Origin of the sequence: Bifidobacterium jacchi, from assembly GCF_009078285.1 — a bacterium.
GTDB classification, from domain to species: domain Bacteria; phylum Actinomycetota; class Actinomycetes; order Actinomycetales; family Bifidobacteriaceae; genus Bifidobacterium; species Bifidobacterium jacchi.
This window is the reverse complement of the sequence record NZ_RQSP01000004.1, coordinates 29,454-46,172: the sequence shown is the minus strand read 5'-3', so window position 1 is coordinate 46,172 and position 16,719 is coordinate 29,454. Positions and strand designations below refer to the sequence as shown.

Annotated in this window: 13 protein-coding genes and 2 pseudogenes; 12 read left to right on the top strand and 3 right to left on the bottom strand. The window is 56.9% G+C overall.

The window, feature by feature from the left end; translation table 11 throughout:
• Nucleotides 1-22 precede the first annotated feature (22 nt).
• From EHS19_RS02095 to EHS19_RS02065, 7 genes are all read left to right on the top strand, one after another.
• The gene (locus EHS19_RS02095) at nt 23-250 is read left to right on the top strand and encodes a hypothetical protein (protein WP_151916167.1); all 228 of its coding nucleotides are present in this window, start codon (nt 23-25) and stop codon (nt 248-250) included.
• Nucleotides 251-325: 75 nt separating this feature from the next.
• Nucleotides 326-715, top strand: a complete 390-nt coding sequence (locus EHS19_RS02090; protein ID WP_151916166.1) for a hypothetical protein — start codon at nt 326-328, stop codon at nt 713-715.
• Between the two features lie 101 nt (nt 716-816).
• The gene (locus tag EHS19_RS02085; RefSeq protein ID WP_241677023.1) at nt 817-1,599 is read left to right on the top strand and encodes an ATP-binding protein; all 783 of its coding nucleotides are present in this window, start codon (nt 817-819) and stop codon (nt 1,597-1,599) included.
• Nucleotides 1,592-2,203 (top strand): replication protein, encoded by a 612-nt coding sequence (locus EHS19_RS02080; protein WP_151916165.1) that lies wholly within the window; start codon nt 1,592-1,594, stop codon nt 2,201-2,203. Before EHS19_RS02085 ends, EHS19_RS02080 begins: the two co-directional genes overlap by 8 nt.
• Nucleotides 2,196-2,423, top strand: coding sequence for a hypothetical protein (locus EHS19_RS02075; protein WP_151916164.1), 228 nt, complete (start codon nt 2,196-2,198; stop codon nt 2,421-2,423). The genes EHS19_RS02080 and EHS19_RS02075 overlap by 8 nt, the downstream gene beginning before the upstream one ends.
• A 381-nt stretch (nt 2,424-2,804) precedes the next feature.
• Nucleotides 2,805-3,764, top strand: a complete 960-nt coding sequence (locus EHS19_RS02070) for a XamI family restriction endonuclease (RefSeq protein WP_175578248.1) — start codon at nt 2,805-2,807, stop codon at nt 3,762-3,764.
• Entirely contained in the window at nt 3,754-5,202 is a 1,449-nt protein-coding gene (locus tag EHS19_RS02065; RefSeq protein WP_151916162.1) for an Eco57I restriction-modification methylase domain-containing protein, read from the top strand. The genes EHS19_RS02070 and EHS19_RS02065 overlap by 11 nt, the downstream gene beginning before the upstream one ends.
• A 50-nt stretch (nt 5,203-5,252) precedes the next feature.
• Here EHS19_RS02065 and EHS19_RS02060 read toward each other — a convergent pair whose 3' ends face one another.
• Entirely contained in the window at nt 5,253-6,473 is a 1,221-nt protein-coding gene (locus EHS19_RS02060) for a tyrosine-type recombinase/integrase (protein WP_151916161.1), read from the bottom strand.
• Nucleotides 6,474-7,785: 1,312 nt separating this feature from the next.
• Between EHS19_RS02060 and EHS19_RS10660 the strand changes: the two are divergent.
• Together EHS19_RS10660 and brnA are read left to right on the top strand one after the other, a co-directional pair.
• Nucleotides 7,786-8,056 (top strand): annotated as a pseudogene (locus EHS19_RS10660) (BrnT family toxin).
• Nucleotides 8,040-8,324, top strand: a complete 285-nt coding sequence (brnA, locus tag EHS19_RS02050) for a type II toxin-antitoxin system BrnA family antitoxin (RefSeq protein WP_151916160.1) — start codon at nt 8,040-8,042, stop codon at nt 8,322-8,324. The pseudogene EHS19_RS10660 and the gene brnA overlap by 17 nt, the downstream one beginning before the upstream one ends.
• A gap of 118 nt (nt 8,325-8,442) precedes the next feature.
• Here the strand turns inward: brnA and EHS19_RS02045 are convergent, their stop codons facing one another.
• Nucleotides 8,443-10,725, bottom strand: a complete 2,283-nt coding sequence (locus EHS19_RS02045; RefSeq protein ID WP_151916159.1) for a peptidase — start codon at nt 10,723-10,725, stop codon at nt 8,443-8,445.
• Nucleotides 10,726-11,412: 687 nt separating this feature from the next.
• Nucleotides 11,413-11,721, bottom strand: coding sequence for a hypothetical protein (locus EHS19_RS02040; RefSeq protein ID WP_151916158.1), 309 nt, complete (start codon nt 11,719-11,721; stop codon nt 11,413-11,415).
• Nucleotides 11,722-12,080: 359 nt separating this feature from the next.
• On the opposite strand from EHS19_RS02040, the gene EHS19_RS02035 reads away from it, so the two are divergent.
• The 3 genes and pseudogenes from EHS19_RS02035 to EHS19_RS02025 all read left to right on the top strand — a co-directional run bounded on the left by EHS19_RS02035 (nt 12,081) and on the right by EHS19_RS02025 (nt 16,333).
• Nucleotides 12,081-14,465 (top strand): alpha-1,4-glucan--maltose-1-phosphate maltosyltransferase, encoded by a 2,385-nt coding sequence (locus tag EHS19_RS02035; protein ID WP_421745087.1) that lies wholly within the window; start codon nt 12,081-12,083, stop codon nt 14,463-14,465.
• A gap of 320 nt (nt 14,466-14,785) precedes the next feature.
• Nucleotides 14,786-15,280, top strand: a complete 495-nt coding sequence (locus EHS19_RS02030) for an inorganic diphosphatase (RefSeq protein ID WP_151916157.1) — start codon at nt 14,786-14,788, stop codon at nt 15,278-15,280.
• Nucleotides 15,281-15,762: 482 nt separating this feature from the next.
• Nucleotides 15,763-16,333 (top strand): annotated as a pseudogene (locus tag EHS19_RS02025) (manganese efflux pump MntP).
• Nucleotides 16,334-16,719: the final 386 nt, after the last annotated feature.

Below are 16,719 nucleotides of genomic sequence, written 5' to 3'. Positions count from 1 at the left end.
ATTACACCTACGCCGAAGCCACATGGCCATTCTTGAGATTGCATGGAATCACAACGAAACACAACGAAAGGAGGTGATCAAGGTGGACAACGAGACCACGCCTATCCTGCACGCGGATGTCCTGCGCGCAGTCAGCAAGGACGGCCGTCCCTACGAGTGCATCGAAGTCAAACTCGGAGACACTCCCGTAGGCCGCATCTTCCCCCGCCCGCTCGAAATGGCGGCTATCAACCAAGCTCTCGGATACTGAGAGCTGGCTAAGTGCTGGGGGTGTTAGCGGCACCCCCAGCCGCATTCACTTCAATCCCGTCGGAAGGATTTCATCATGAACACATTCATGATGGTACTCGCTTACATGCGAGAGCACCCAGCCGCCATCCTCATGCTGACGACACTTATCAGCATTGGAATCGTGGCCCTAATGATGCTTACTCACAACGCCAAGATGGTCGATGCGGTAACCGCCAAACCATTGAGCCTAACTACTGAACAGACCAAGCAGGTTGTGATGCGGCATAAGCTCAAGCCTGCAAGGTACGTGTTCTTCATTCCCGCAGCATTCGCGACTGACGACATCATCAATGCGTGGGCGGACGCTGTTGCCCCTCGGCTTGGTACCGGTTTTCAGCCGGTCGAGGTGGCCATAATCCCTCAACGACTATGGAGCCCCGCCCGATACAGAGTGACGTTTGCCAGATTGGAGGCATTGCGATGATCTGGCCCCGGCATAAATGTATCGAGCCGAGTCGCCGCTACGTGTTGGGCTTGGAGGTTGCCAACCCTAAGATTGACGTCTCCGTGCCCCGCACGGCACATTTGGCTATCATCGGCGAAAGCAACAGTGGCAAAGGCAGCGTGCTTGCAAACATCATTGCGCAAGAGGCTGCCGCTGGCGGCGAAATCTGGTTCATCGACCTCAAAGCCGGCATGGAGGCCGAGAACTACGCGCAGGTACTCGATCGCAAAGCTTACAACCTTGATGAGGCCGAGACTATGCTTGCAGACTTCAATACCGGCGTGGACACCCGAGCCCAACAATGGCGCGGCAAACTGCGTTCTCTTAACGACAACCAAGCAGCACACAGGCTACTCGTCATTGACGAAGCAGCCGACATGATTCGTTCCGGCGCAAGCAAGAAGAAGTCAGATGCCTGCGTGGAACTGGTACGGTCGGCGCTTTCGCGCTCCCGCGCACTGAACTGCACCGTGGTCGTCGCCACACAAAATCCCCGAGTGACTATCAGCTTGCCATATCGGAGCCTGCTGCTTACTACACTGGCGTTGCGGTTGAACTCCAAGAGCGAGGCCGTGATGGCTATGGGCGAAGACGCAGTGCGGCGAGGTGCCCGGCCTTGGCAAATCCCGTTCACACGCCCAGGAGACGGCTATCTGTGGGATACCGAGACCAACCAAGTCCGATATCTGCATGTGCCGTTTGTCACCGATGAAGAGATTCATGCTCTCCGTCGAGTAGGCGGGGACGGTAACGGGCGTAGCGGTAGCGGTAGCCCGGTGCCGGCCACGCCGTCAACTTCTGGATACAGGGGGCTACTACGACGCCCCCTGTTGAGATGTGAGATGAGGGACGAAGATGCCTGACAAAAAGAACGACCCGAACGAAAAGGGCCGGTATTGGGCTGGCCTAATTTACCCCGGCGACAGTTGTCCAGACGACTGGCAGGAGCTCATGCAACTATCTGGTCTGCAAATCCTCGTATCCCCGCTACACGATCAAGACATCGCCAATGTTAAGACTGGCGAAATGAAGAAGCCTCACCGCCATGTGATCGCGATGTGGATGAACACCACCACGCGTCGAAACGCACAGCGGTTCTTCCAACAGTTCAACGGCCCTGAGATCATCATTCGGCTGGAAAGCCCGCGCGGCATGGCACGCTATCTTATCCATCTCGACAACCCCGAGAAGGCACAGTACTCTCCTGAAGACGTTATGGCCTTCAACGGTGCCGACTGGCAGAAGATCGCCATCCCCGACGACGACAGGCAGGAAGCCATGTCCATCGTGAACCTCGTCGCCGAAAACAGCATCCGAGGTTATTACGACCTGCTTAAACACTGCGAGCAAGAGCACTCGGAACTGTTGGATTTCGCCACCCGACAAACGGTGTTCTGTCGTGAAGTGATCTGGTCGTACTGGCATACGAACACCGATAAACCCAAGAAGGAGGCCGACCATGATTGAAAACTCATCAGATAGCAGTACCGCTGACCGCCCTCAGTTTCTGGATGTGCCTGATCTGCAATCAATATTCGGCGTCGGCCGTTCTAAGGCACGTCTGATGATGGATGCGCTTCCTTCAATCCGAGTGGGGAGCAAGGACTACATCACCAGCGCGGCTTTGAATGCCTTCGTCACCGAGAACGGCGGCATCCCCGTCAAATGGCCCAAGCGTAAGCGGTAAGCTACCGACCCCGCAACCTTGCGGGGTCTTCCTTGATCAGGCCACTTCGTTACTTCTTCTTCGGTTTCTTCTTCGGCGGAGCCTGCGAAAGAGCTGATGCCGCTAACGATTTGGTTCGAGCACTCGAACGACCATCGCGAAGAGCAGCAGACGCAGCTTTTGCAATCTCCGGTGAAGTTTACTTAGAGTTACGTTTCGCCATAGCCGACGTTTCCTTTCTGTGCACCGCCACGCACAGTTTAAGGATACATCAACAATCGAACGTTTGTTCGATTCAGCTATGGGCGTATTAACCGCCGGAGAACTCCGACGAACCCAACCGATACCATGGTAATCGATTTGCCCTACGGCTAAGATATCCGAAATATCAGGGAGGTACTTGTGATCAATGCGGACAAGCCCAACCGCTGGAACGAGGATACACAAGCATCGATCTTGCAGTACAACGATTGGTTCTTCAACTACGCTCCAAGCACGTACCAATCCGCACGCGGTGAATGCATTGAAGGCGTCCAACGCCTTTTAAACGATACCGACTATCTCCGCGCTCTCACCGAACAATATCTCTGGGACAATCCTGAAGACCTTGCGATAGCGCGCATGTTTTGCGCCCCGCCCATCGCCCGTGAGAGGCTCGCCGGTCTCGCTCAAGTCAGCAAGACGATTGTGCAGTCTATGGAAAAGGGGAGTGTCCCGCGAGGACGTTCTCGCCTACAGCGCCGAGAAGCTATTAGACGTATCATTCCGGTCCTTAGGCATCTGATCGACACCCAGCTTTGCGCATGGCTTAAGGAAGGAACTCGCCCTTCAGAACGAGAAATAGAAATCGCTTCCTGCGTTGCCGGAGATCGTTTGTGCGGCTCTTTGACTGACCCACTAATCCGAAACGAACAAGAGCATCGGCAATTGTCCAAACTCGACACATACCTAAATGCTCGAGGATACCTACGAGTTGAAAACCCCTCAATACAGGCTTTTGACATGAAGCCCGGCACATATAGCCACCACAAAAACGTCAGTATGTACAAAAACGCCACAGACGAGTCGGACGGTATGGTCAATACCCCCGTTGACATGGCAATCATGCCATTTAATTCCACCCGCCCTCTACTGATTGAATGCAAGTGCGCTGGGGATGCCACAAACACTAACAAGCGCAGAAAGGAAGAAGATACAAAGGTATCTCAGCTTCGTGGCACCTATGGAGATGTAACCCTTTATCTTTTCCTTTGCGGTTACTTTGAAGCCACCTATCTCGGATACGAAGCAGCTAACCATATGGATTGGATTTGGGAACATCGTATCGAAGACTTTGATGAGTTGGTACCCTATGCGCAATAAGAACGAACTAGCCAGACAAAAAGAGCAAGAGCTATTTGACTCTTCTCATTCCCAAGAAGAGCGCAATGAACGCGGTCAGTTTGCTACGCCATATTCTTTGGCTCTCGCTATTGCCAAAGATCTTTTTTCACGCATAAGGAAGGACGCCTCTGTACTCGAACCTTCATGCGGCACTGGTGCATTCATTTCCGCACTTCTGTCAATATCTGATCAATTTAGAATAACCGGAGTTGAAAAAGATCCCCGGCTGTACAAAACAGCACAAGAGTTGTGGTCAAGTGATGCCTGCCAAATCATAAATAATGATTTCTTTGACTACGCATCAATGGAATCACGGCAGTTCGATGCCATAATCTCCAATCCGCCATATTCACGACATCATCATCTCTCATTGTCGGAGAAACACTTTTACTCTCAGCTCACCACTAATTTCTCTGGCGTTTGTCTTTCGGGCCTGGCAGGACTTCATGCATATTTCCTATTGACTGGAACAGGCATGCTAAAGGAGGATGGAGTGGGGTCATGGCTTATCCCCTCAGAACTTTTTTCAGTTAATTACGGTTCACCCATTCGTAAATTCCTGACGCAGACAGTTTCACTTGAACGCATCCATTTCTTCGACCCCGAAAACCTTCAATTTGACGATGCATTAGTCACCTCCTGTGTTGCAATCATTCGCAAGAAAAAACCCAGCTCCAATTCAAGTGCCGTCTTCACCTACGGTGATTTTCAATCTCCTCGTAAGACGGTAACAATCCCTTTGCAGAATTTATCAAACTTATCAAAATGGCAGCATCTTGAGGACTATACAGGTCAAGCTAAAACCAATAGCCAAGTACTTGGAGATTACTTTAAAGCCAAGCGAGGCATTGCTACTGGCAGTAATTCTTTCTTTATTCGTCCACGTAACGAATGGCATGAAGAAGGAATATCAGATGAATGGCTAGCGCCTATACTGCCTTCGCCTAGGACCTTCCACTTGTCAGAAGTCACATCAGACGAGTCCGGATGGCCTCAGGAATCTAATTCCGCATTACTGAATATACCTAAGTCTTCTAGTTATTCAGAGCTCCCCTCACCTGTACGAAAGTATCTTGACAGGTGCCCAGAAAAAATCAGAAACGGTTATATTCTTAGGCACCGAACTCCATGGTATTCAATTGGTAGGGCAGACTCGGCACCCATCATTTGCACCTATATGAGTCGCTCTGAGAAAACACCTTTTAGGTTTATCAGAAACCGATCAAACGCAACGATGACCAACACATACTTAGGCCTATATCCTCAAACTTCGATGTCCGACATAGAACTTGATAATATGTGCGAAACCTTGAACAGCATTCCCGCCGATGTGCTCATCAAAGGAGGACGCGAGTATGGAGGCGGATTAAAAAAACTAGAACCGAGAGAACTTATGTCCCTACCGGTCTCTCTCTAAGGAATTGTTGTTGGGGCAACGGTTATAATCGCTGCCCCATCAAACCATTTTTATGCAAGAAGGTTACCCATAAAGTCGGCGGCTAGACGGTCATTCTCACCAACTTCTTCAGCATAGATATTCAGTGTCGTATCAAAACTTTCGTGCCCCAGTCGGGCTTGCACTGTCTTTGGGTCCACACCACCGGCAACCAGTAGCGTAGCTTGAGCGCGACGGAGTGCATGGAAGTTAGGACCCACGTAGCCGGATTGTTTCACTCGCTCGATTCCACGTTTGTCGACATACGTGGTTTCGTTGGCATAGTGCGCAAGACCTTCCTTAACGAAGAACTTCCTGCGCCATCTGCTGAAGTTGTCAGGATCGAGGAAGTCACATAGTTCGTTACTGCATACCGGAGAGCTGGATTGTTGCCTGATTCCAGCCGACTCGAACAAAGTCCGCTGTTTCGCCTTCCACTGATTTAGAAACTCTACAGTCTGGCTGTCTATCGAAATCGTACGGCGCGATTTGGCCGTCTTGGGATCCTTAAGTACCTTCTCTTTGCCGAACTGCTTGCGGATGCGCAAACGTGCACCATCGAAATCAACATCATCCCAGACCAACGCTAACGCCTCCCCGCGCCGCAGTCCGGTGGCGACTCCTAGCCAGACCGCCACGATTCGACCGTCCTGCGGTTCTTGCTTGATCTTGCGGACGAATGCTAGAGCCAGCTCCTTGGTGATTCGCGTCTCTTTGCGCTTTTGCTGGCTCACCTTCGGGCGCTTGATGCCTTCCACGGCGTCGCACGGGTTACGGTCTATCAGCTCGTCCAAGAAGGCTTTACGCATGATCTGCGATAGCTTCATATGCACTTTATGGATGGCATCCGGCGAAGCTCCGTCTTGTTCAGCCATGCGCAGGTAAGCGTTCTCGATTTTTTGCGAGTCGAGATCAGTTACCCGAACGTTTCCAAGGAATCTCACAATACGGTCGATTTCGTGCTGGTCACGCTCGATGGTTAGATTGGATACCTTGCCCAGCGCCTTGCGATTTGCTTGAAACGCTTCGGCATACTCGCGTACCGTTACGTTCTTGCCGGAGCGCTCGTCTTCGAGTTCCTGCTTGTATGTCACCAAGGCAGCCGTTGCTTCAGCTTTGTTGCCGTTGACCTTGCGCGACTTCGACCAATGCCACGACTTGTGGGTTTCATCCGGTGCAAGACGTACGCGGATAGAGTACCTGCGGCCGCGCTCCAACTCGGTGATCTGTCCTGACGTTTCCCGCTTCGCCATCCCGGCACCTCCTTTGTAGATGCTTTCATCCTACCAGATTTGGACAAATCTGGACACAGATTTTCTGGACAAAAGTTGGACAAACACACCAATCAAGACCAACTTAAATCACGCAACACGCCGCATTTTAAGCCATTGTCTCAATGTATACTAGACAATACCAATTTAGAACAACATAAGAAAACGTGGGCTCATAACCCAGAGGTCCATGGTTCAAATCCATGCCCCGCTACTGGTCAGATGCTAGGAACCACAAGGTTCCTAGCATTTTTCGTTTCCCGGCCATCTTGACGCCGTCGCTGATTGCGGACAACATATGGGCAAACCTGTGCAAGCAACACTCGAGATCCATCCCACCACGATCATTCATCACACTGGACGCCTTTGTTACAGTCAGGTTCGCCGTCAATCTCCTCATGTCAGTCTCCTCGTGTCAATCTCCTTGTCAGGCGGTCAATGATCGGCAAAACTGGCTGCTCGGCCCTATCCCTTCGCCATCCCTCTGTAGTCATCGTGTGCATGGAGCGTATCCGAACACGGCCGGAGCGCACGCGCGCACCTTGCAGTCATCGTATGCATGGAACGTACCTAACGAGGATGCAATAGGCCCGCTTGGCCGTTGCAGGCCTTTGACCGTGTGCATGTCACGTACATAACGGGGCGCCGTGAGTCTTCCCGTCCGCGTCAAGCCGTCGATCGAGTGCATGCCACGTACATAAGACGCTGCTGATCGTGTGCATAGGACGTACGTTTACGCGATCGTGTGCATACGACGTACACGAAGCGCGCGTTCCATGCCTCCACATATCCGTTCCATGCACACAATGCATTCGACAACATACGTTCCATGCACACGATGCCCACGGATAGTCCACGCGACATACGTTGAATGCACACGATGGCGAAAGGCACGATGAAAGGCACAGCGAAAGGTGTAGCGAGGCGCTCTCCAGCGAACGAAATTCGGGAATCGATGGCCGATCTCCCGAATTGTGATCGCTGTCGGCCGCTCAGTGAACAAGATTCGGGAGCAATGGGCCCGATTCCCGAATTATGATCGCTGAAACGATCCGCTCGAACAAGACAATCACTGAAACGATCCCAGTGAGCATAATCCGAGAACATAATTCGGGAGATGACCGTTCTTTCCCGCTTTTAAATTCAACCTTGAATCTCACCGCTCCGACATCAACGTTCGTCATCCGCCCAGCATCACCCCGCCGCGCTGCGATCACCGCCACGCAGCTTATTGCATGACGAGATGCAATATTGATGTCATATTGATGTACAATAGATGTTAATAGGAGGTTTGATGGAATTCGAATACGATCCGGCGAAGAGCGCGAAGAACCTTGCCAAGCACGGCATCGACTTCGAGCAGGCCCAGCGCATGTGGGACAACTCGAAGACGGTGACGCCGACCGCTGCGAATCCCGAGCACGACGACGCGCTTCATCGTGCTCGGCATGATCGACGGCAAGCACTGGACGGCGATCACCACCAAGCGCGGCAAACGCATCCGCATCATATCCGTACGCAGGTCGCGAAAGAACGAGGAGGCATACTATGACAGCCAGGATTAAGCCCGATGCGAAGTCGATTACCAGCGACCAGCTAGAGGAGATGTTCGACAACGGTGAGGACATCCTCAACTACGTCGATCTGGAGCATCCCATGGTCGAGCACCATCCCCCGCTGGAGAAGCGCATCACGCTGACGATGCCCGCATGGATGGTCAGCGAACTGGACGACGAGGCCGCCGAACTGGCGATCAGCCGCAACGCGGTCGTCAACACATGGATCGCCGACCGACTGCGCACCATGCACAAACGCGAGTCCGTTCACTCCTGACCCGCGAACGATGGAAGGCCGCCCCTTGCCGCAACCGCACTGCTGACTGCGGCTGCGGTAAGGGGCTGGGCCCTCGAATCATTCGATCTGCGTTGCGGTGCTACCGCCATCTACAGCGCTATCGTCGCAGCATGCTGCCGAGCGATACGACGCACAACATCAGCAACCCGGCAATGCCCAACGCCACCGCGAACGCCACCGCCGCGCCAACGTCCACACCCGTAGACGGCAGCTCAGGTTCCTCCGGCTCTTCAGGTTCCTCCGGCTCCTCGGGCTCCTCAGGCTCCTCCGGCTCCTCCGGTTCCTCGGGTTCCTCGACCTCGACCACCTCGCCCTCCACGCCCAACTCATGCGTGGCGAGCACGTCACCATCGGCGGACTTCAATGCGGCCACCCAGTACACCAGGCCTGGTTCCGGCGAACGCGTTTCAGGACTCATCACGGTCTGATCGGTCTTGCGATGATCGATTTCGACACGAACCTCGTCAAGCAGCTTGCCGTTCAGACCAGGTTCGATGCCTTCCGCCACCGCCTCGTATGCGGTGAACGTCACATACGCCCCCAGCGGAATGTCTCCGGTGATGCGCGCAGTGTCGTGGAACGGCTCATCGACCAGTACCCGCTCCGGATCCACCTGCGTTATGATCGACGGCTCGCGCGGCTTGGCGAACTCCCATACTCGTGTTCTCTCCCATGCATCATCGTACGCGCTGGATGCCGCCGCAACCCGATCATCACCGCTGAAACTCCATACAAACACATACCAACCATGCTGCTCGGCCGTGATGTGAACCGGATTGCCATGAGCGTCGGGCGCGCCCGCACCGACCCGGATTCTGCCGTTCTTCGCCGCATAATCCCATGTGCCGATCAGCTTGTGATGCTCGTCCTGCGCCGGAGGCTCATGCCCGGACGGCCGATACTGCTCATCGTTGCCCTGATCGTCCGGATCACCGGCCCACCATACGCTCACCTGCGCATACGGTTCGTCGGCACCGAAGCCGAACGCCTCATTGCCTGTAAAGGCGCCATGATCGTCGGGGAAACCGGTCACGGTGATCGTGTCGCTCAATTCGGAGCCCACCGCCGCCGTGTGCTCGGTTACCGTTGACTCCACTTCGATCCTGCTGCGATTCGAGTTGGTCTCCGATGCCTCCAGGAACCCGCTGACCACATCGGCCGTCACATACCGTCGCGCGGTTTCGGACAGATGCTCCACTTCAAACGCCCACACCCATGTGCCGAAACCTCCGGCGACGGACACCTTATATGGTGTTGTGCCGCCATTCGTGGTCATCGCCGTGACCTCCACGGTCTGCCCCGGCGCGGTGAACGACGCTCGCCCGTAGGCCGCGGGCTTGTATCCGAGAACCGCAAGCCGCTCCAGAAACTTCGCCGCGCTTTCTCCCGCCTTCGGATCGATGCGCTGCAGCGACGCATGGCTGATCCCCTCGAAATAGTACCCACGCGCATCCAGCTGCAATCCCGAAACCCAATGATCGGTCTCGCCTGCAACACCGGCGGTCACTTTGTCCTGCACGCCCTGCCCCACGTCCACGACGCGCTGGGATGCGACCGTGCTGATCGTCGGCTTGACGAAGGTCACCGCACTGCCGCCATCGCTGGCATGCGAGCCGAACCGCACGAACCGCTGCGCGCTTTCGACATCTTCCAGCGTCTTGATCGTGTATCGAGGTGTGACCGTGACCTTACCCGCCTTGGTCGCGGTCCATTCATGGATGATCGCTTCGGATTTCGATGTTCCCGATATCGTGGCCTTGCCGTTGGAGAACGTCGCCGGTCCCTCCAACGTGACCGTGTACGGCACGCCGGCAACCACCTCGTTGTCTCCGTTGGTGACCTCGACGCTTACATGCCCATTTCTGATGCCCTCCGCATAGGTCTGCTGCACCTTAATCCCCGCAGGAACGGCCTTCGCCGACTCGTCCCACAGCTTTTTCACACGCTTTTCCACATCCGGACGGTCTTTGTAGGCTCTGACTCTATTCGCCGCCCACAGTTCCGGATCGGAGTCGAAATAGTCATGCACAAGCACGCCTATCGCCGCATGCGCGACCGCGTCCTTGCTGTCGCGATACTTATCGATCAGCCACGCAATGCGACGAGCCTCCGGACTGTCCGTCATGGAGGTGACCGTCCCCTTGGTGTAGTCGGTCCTTTTGCCGACCTCCCGGCAGTAATAGTAGTTGCCGTTGTCGTCGTACGCGGTGACACCAAGGGTCAATCCCAATCCATTGATGTCATAAAAGGTCACATAGGTGCCCGACTCCGCCTCGTTCAACATCTCGTCCGCGTACGCTGCATGCGTCACGCCGATGGCGGCGACCGCAGCCGCCGCGGCGATCAGCGCAGCCACTCTCCTTCGCAGTTTCCTGATCATGATGGTCCTTCCTTGAATCTCCCGGCGAACGGTTCGCCGCAGGTGCAACGAGAGTGCCATAACCACCCCTCGGCTCGCATTGCCGACAAGGTGCTGTGGACGCAGAGCCCACCCTTCGGCGTGTTGTGGAAAACTCCTGCGAAAATCCGCGAAAATGCGACGCGAAAATGCGACGCGCACTGAGAAAGATGCAGCAAGGCGCAACAAGGTCAACAAGGTCCACGCAAGCCACGGAACGAGTTGTGGGACGCAGCGCAGAAAATCCTCTGAATCGCATTGCATCCCACGAAAACGCGGCCAATCGCGGCAAATCGTGGGACGCAACGCGAAATGAGGCCGTAATTGCGTTCCGTCCCACTTGCGCATCGCCCCTCACCAACCGCGTCATGGATGCTGTACCAGCAAACCGCCATTTTCCACCGTTTTTACCTGAATGTGACCTGAATGCACGCTGTGATGACCGGAAGGCTGTGGGACGGAATGCAGAATGAGCCCGTTTTTGTGTTCCATCCCACGAAAACGCGGCAAATCGTGGGACGCAACGCAACACCGAGCCGAAATCACACTGCATCCCACTGACTGGCGGTACGCGACGCAAATCAGCGGCGTTGCTGCGTTATATTCTGCGAAAACGGGCGGTTCGGCCAGCAGCTCATCGCGTGAACGGCGTGACCCGCCCGCGGATTGTCACGCGGCATTAAAATCGACGTTTTCGTCGCCGCGTGACAATCCGTGGCGGCTGCGGTCATCCGCCGTCATGCCACCGCCGCGCCACATGATCACAAAACGGCGGAATTCCAATGTTTTCAAACAAGTCTGGATCAGACTGAACCACGACTGAACCACGGCCACGCGTGTCCGCTTGTCACGCGACGCAAAAAACAGGCAAAACGCCGCCGCGTGACAAGTCGCCGCATGCCAAGCCCAACCAGCCCAGCCAACCCAGCCCAACCCAGTCAACCCATCCAAATCAGCAAACCCATCCAAATCAGACACAGCCCAGTCACCCCAGCCACAAGCCAGCCCGTGCCGCAACGGCACAATCACCGAATATCGCACCGCGCGGCAAATCGGCCGCCTGCCAATGGTTCGTCTCACAACCGTCTGAGCGGCGCCACATCACGTCGCACCCCCTTCACACACCCGCAACCTGCGGTTCACCCGCAAAATATCACGCTTTTTTCATGCATCGTCCTACAATGGGCCATGTGGCAGAAGTCAGGACAAACGCAACTGCGCGCGACAACAGCAGCAACAGCAGTACAATCCCGGCAAACTCCACCACTTCGGTGGAGGAATCTGCCATAACGACTACATCCCATGCCGCAGCAGCGGCGATAATCGACGGGACAACGATGACAGAGATAGAGACAACAAGCGCAACAGCAGCAACCAAGAACACAAGGAGCACCGCGGCGGCAACCGCGTCAAGGACGACCCGTTCCCGCCGATCCACCGAAAAAACCACTGCAAAAACCACCGATAAATCCGCCGCGGCAACCACCGCAGCGAACGCGACCACAACGGCAGCCAAGGCCACCTCCCGCAGGACCGCAGCCAAATCCGCCAGGAGCACAACCAGAAGCGCCGCCAAGTCGACCGCCAGGACCGCCACCAAAGCCGCCGCGAAAACCGCACTTTCCCCCATTCCCGGACTCGTCGGCGAAGCCCCTGCGCCCACGATTCCCGTGACCGAACCCGGCCAGTTCGGCCGTGTCAACATCCTCGACATCACGCCGAACGAGGAACGCGGCATCTATCCGGCGCGCGTCGAGCTTGGCGAAACGTTCGAGGTCACCGCGCAGGTGTTCATCGAGGGGCGCACCAAGGTGGGCGCCACCGCCGTCGTGCGCACGCCGCGCGGCAAGGAGACCGCCCGTCGCGCCATGACCTGCGTCAACCCCGGCCTTGACCGCTGGACTGTCGAACTCGCGTGCGGCGAGCGCAGCGACGCCAAGCCGTGGGATGCGGATTTCGCCGCCGTCAAGCGTCAGCTCGGCCTGTGGACGGTCACCGTCGAAGGCTGGGAGGACACCTACCGCTCGTGGCTGCATGATGCCGAGATCAAGGTGAAGACCGGCGACGACGTGGAGAACGCGCTGGATTCCGGCGCCGAACTGCTCGCGCGCTGGGCCGTGACCAAGGATGCGCGACTGAACGCCGCCGAGCGCAATCTGCTCAAGGAGGCCGCCGCCAAGGTCGCCGACCGCGCACTGTCCCCGACCGATCGTCTCGCCGCGGCGACGACCGACGAGATCCGCGCGCTGCACGAGACCAATCCGCTGCGCGACGGACTGTCCGAAAGCGCGCCGCAGCGGTTCAAGGTGGAGCGTCCGAAGTCGAGCTTCGCCGCATGGTACCAGTTCTTCCCGCGTTCCGAAGGCGCGTATGTGGACCCCGCCACGCACAAGATCGTGCAGGGTACGCTCAAGACCGCCGTCTCGGGACTGGAGCGCGCCAAGGCCGAAGGATTCGACATCGTGTACCTGCCGCCGATCTTCCCGATCGGCACGACGAACCGCAAGGGCAAGGACAATGCGCTGGTCGCCGGCCCGGACGATCCGGGTTCGCCGTTCGGCATCGGCTCCGCGCTCGGCGGCCATGACACCGTCGATCCGCTGCTCGGCACGATGGACGATTTCAAGGCGTTCACCGCCCGCGCCCACGAGCTCGGCCTTGAGATCGCGCTTGATTTCGCGCTGCAGTGCTCGCCCGATCATCCGTGGGTCAAGGAGCATCCGAACTGGTTCCGCACCAAGCCGGACGGCACGATCGCGTTCGCCGAGAATCCGCCGAAGAAGTATCAGGACATCTATCCGATCGACTTCAATGCCGACATGCCCGGCATCGAGAAGGAGGTCGAGCGGATCATGAACCTGTGGATCGAGGCGGGCGTGACGATCTTCCGCGTCGACAATCCGCACACCAAGCCGGTGCGCTTCTGGCAGGACGTGATCGCAGCCGTGACGCGCCGCCATCCGGAGGTGCTGTTCCTCGCCGAGGCGTTCACCCGCCCGGGCATGATGCGCGCGCTCAGCTACGTCGGATTCACGCAGTCGCACTGCTACTTCCCGTGGCGCAACACCAAGGAGGAGCTGTCCGAGTATCTGCTTGAGACGAACGGCGAGGACGGCTACTACCAGCACAACACGTTCTGGCCCACCACGCCGGATATTCTGACCGCCTACATCCGCGACAACGGCATCGCCGGCCACGCGGTGCGCGCGGTGCTCGCCGCGATGGGCTCGCCGTCGTGGGGCATTTACAACGGCTACGAGCTGATCGAGAACCAGCAGCGCCCCGGATTCGAGGAGCAGCGCGACAACGAGAAGTACGAGGTGAAGGTGCGCGACTGGAGGCGTGCCGACAAGTACGGCATCGCCGAACTGCTCACCTCGCTCAACCGCATCCGCCGCGAGCACGCCGACCTGTTCAGCTACCACAATCTGACCCTGCTGCCCACGCACGACGAGAACATCATCGCATTCGCGCGCCACACGCCGGCCGAGCTGACGGCCAACGGCAAGGCGGATACGCTGATCGTCGTCGTCAATCTCGATGGGCACAACGCGCATCAGGACGAGGTGCATCTCGAACTGACCGATTTCGGCATCGATCCGGACAAGGGCGCGCATTTGCGCGACGAGCTGACCGGTCGCGAATTCGATTGGCATTGGGACAACTTCGTTTCGCTCGCGCCGTGGGCTGATGTGGCGCATGTGCTGACCGTGGTGCGGTAGCCGGGTTGCCGGGTTGCCGGGTTGCCGGGTTGCCGGGTAGCCGGGTTGCCGGGTAGCCGGGTTGCCGGGTAGCCGGGTTGCCAGCGCGCAGCCTATGCGCGGCGGTCTGGCAACCTGGCGGCCGACGCGAGGCAGTCGGTGCCGGCCGCTGTGCAATGATCGATGAGGACCCGTCTGATGATTCGCTCCCCTGCGGGGTGGACAGATCATCAGACGGGTCCCTATTGTTTAGAAAATAGTCGATTGCCTCGTGCCGAATGCTCATAAGCGGGTATTGTTGTGCATGTCAATACAACTGTCGACTCTCAAGGAGATATGTCATGGCAGAAACCTTCAATGTCGTGGTCGAGATTCCGCGCGGTTCCAAGAACAAGTACGAAGTGGATCAGGAGACCGGTCGCGTCTTCCTGGATCGCGAGCTGTTCACCGCGATGGGCTATCCGGATGATTACGGCTACATCGAGGGCACTCTGGGCGAGGACGGCGATCCGCTGGACGCGCTCGTGATGGTGACCAACTCGGTGTTCCCGGGCTGCGTGATCGAGTGCCGCGCCGTCGGCCTCTACCACATGGAAGACGAGGAGGGCGGCGACGACAAGGTGCTGTGCGTGCCGGCCGACGTTCGTTACGACGCTTGCCAGGACGTCAAGGACGTCAACGAGTACCACCTCGCCGAGATCAAGCACTTCTTCGAGCAGTACAAGGCCCTCGAGCCCGGCAAGGAAGTCAAGCCCGGCGACTACTGGACTGGAGCATCCGAGGCGGAAAAGGAGATCATCGCCGCCCGCGAGCGTCTCGCTGAGGCGTCAAAGTGACAGTCCAGCGGACTGTCACTAGCCGAAGTGAGCGCGGGGCCACATCCCCCGCGCGAAGCACGCGCGCCAACGCGTGAGTCATATGGAAGGCGGGCTGGATATCAGGAATATACATTCTGATATCCAGCCCGCCTTCCATATGTGCAGGGCTACACAGGACACCAGTGGCCTATCTCTCCTCATCATTACAGGGTTCAGCTTCTGACTCTCCCCCAGTCAGCTTCGCTGACCCATTACGAGATAGGGCATTAGTCGATCAACACACGCACCACCACGCCACACGCACCACCGCGAGTTTGCCATATCCTGACTCTTTGCTAAACTATCCAGATTGTAATCGCGACATGCGAACAGCATTCTCTTGGATTCAAAGCTGGTCGAATTCCGGCAGTTCCCGATGTCGGTGTCCCTAGGCGTAGGCGGAGCAGTCCGTCGAGGCCCATCCCGCGGAACACCGGTGGGATGAACCATTTGCATAGCTTATGTTGGAGATACTGCTCATTTCGATTTCCGTTGCCATGGACGCCTTTGCCGTCTCTATCGGCAAGGGGCTGACGATCAAGCATCGGCTGCATCCGATCAACGCCGTCAAGACCGCACTGTGGTTCGGTGGTTTTCAGGCATTGTTCCCCTTGCTCGGCTATTTCGCCGCGAACACGTTCAGCTCGTATGTGACGGCCGTCGATCATTGGATCATCTTCGGTCTGCTGGCGATCATCGGCGGCAATATGATTCGCGAGGCATTCGACGAGGACGAGGAGAACGCCAAGGAGACCGCGCAGTTCGACTGGCGGCATATGCTGCCGCTGGCGGTGGCGTGCAGCATCGATGCTTTCGCAGTGGGCGTGAGTTTTTGCGTTCATGAAGACGGATGTGTGGCTGTCGGTCATTTCGATTGGCGTGGTGACGGGCGCGTTTTCTGCAGCTGGTTTGTATATCGGACGCATATTCGGATCGCGTTGGCAGAAGCCCGCTCAGATCGCCGGCGGCGTGGTATTGATTGCGATCGGCGTGAAGGTGCTGCTCGAGCATCTTGGCGTTCTCGCGTTCTGATCGTTCTGGCATACGGCTTTGCGCCACTAGCGTCTGGTGGCAGGCCGGCTTATCACATCACACCGCATCAATGCGATAGGTGCGTGTCGCGCCGGCTACCGACAGATAGCAGGGCATCGACAAGGACCGCACCCACATGCACCCAACATATGCAAGATGCGATCTGGCGCAGCCATGCGATCGCATGTGACCGGTGACAAGCCGTCGCGTGGCGCCAACCATACGACGTCGGCGCGAGGCAAGAAACACAACAACACACATGACGATATTGAACCGGTCACATCGCGTCGCGTGGCAGAATTCACAGCCACGCGATGAACAAACAGGCGATTTTTGCATCGCGTGGCTGACCGATTTGTCACGCGACGACATTTCACCCGTTTCCC

Coding starts and splice junctions, on each gene's coding strand:
- EHS19_RS02095 (WP_151916167.1), top strand. CDS start 23: ATGGCCATTCTTGAGATTGCATGGAATCACAACGAAACACAACGAAAG.
- EHS19_RS02065 (WP_151916162.1), top strand. CDS start 3,754: ATGCGCAATAAGAACGAACTAGCCAGACAAAAAGAGCAAGAGCTATTT.
- EHS19_RS02080 (WP_151916165.1), top strand. CDS start 1,592: ATGCCTGACAAAAAGAACGACCCGAACGAAAAGGGCCGGTATTGGGCT.
- EHS19_RS02030 (WP_151916157.1), top strand. CDS start 14,786: ATGGCAGAAACCTTCAATGTCGTGGTCGAGATTCCGCGCGGTTCCAAG.
- EHS19_RS02045 (WP_151916159.1), bottom strand. CDS start 10,725: ATGATCAGGAAACTGCGAAGGAGAGTGGCTGCGCTGATCGCCGCGGCG.
- EHS19_RS02035 (WP_421745087.1), top strand. CDS start 12,081: ATGACAGAGATAGAGACAACAAGCGCAACAGCAGCAACCAAGAACACA.
- EHS19_RS02060 (WP_151916161.1), bottom strand. CDS start 6,473: ATGGCGAAGCGGGAAACGTCAGGACAGATCACCGAGTTGGAGCGCGGC.
- brnA (WP_151916160.1), top strand. CDS start 8,040: ATGACAGCCAGGATTAAGCCCGATGCGAAGTCGATTACCAGCGACCAG.
- EHS19_RS02090 (WP_151916166.1), top strand. CDS start 326: ATGAACACATTCATGATGGTACTCGCTTACATGCGAGAGCACCCAGCC.
- EHS19_RS02075 (WP_151916164.1), top strand. CDS start 2,196: ATGATTGAAAACTCATCAGATAGCAGTACCGCTGACCGCCCTCAGTTT.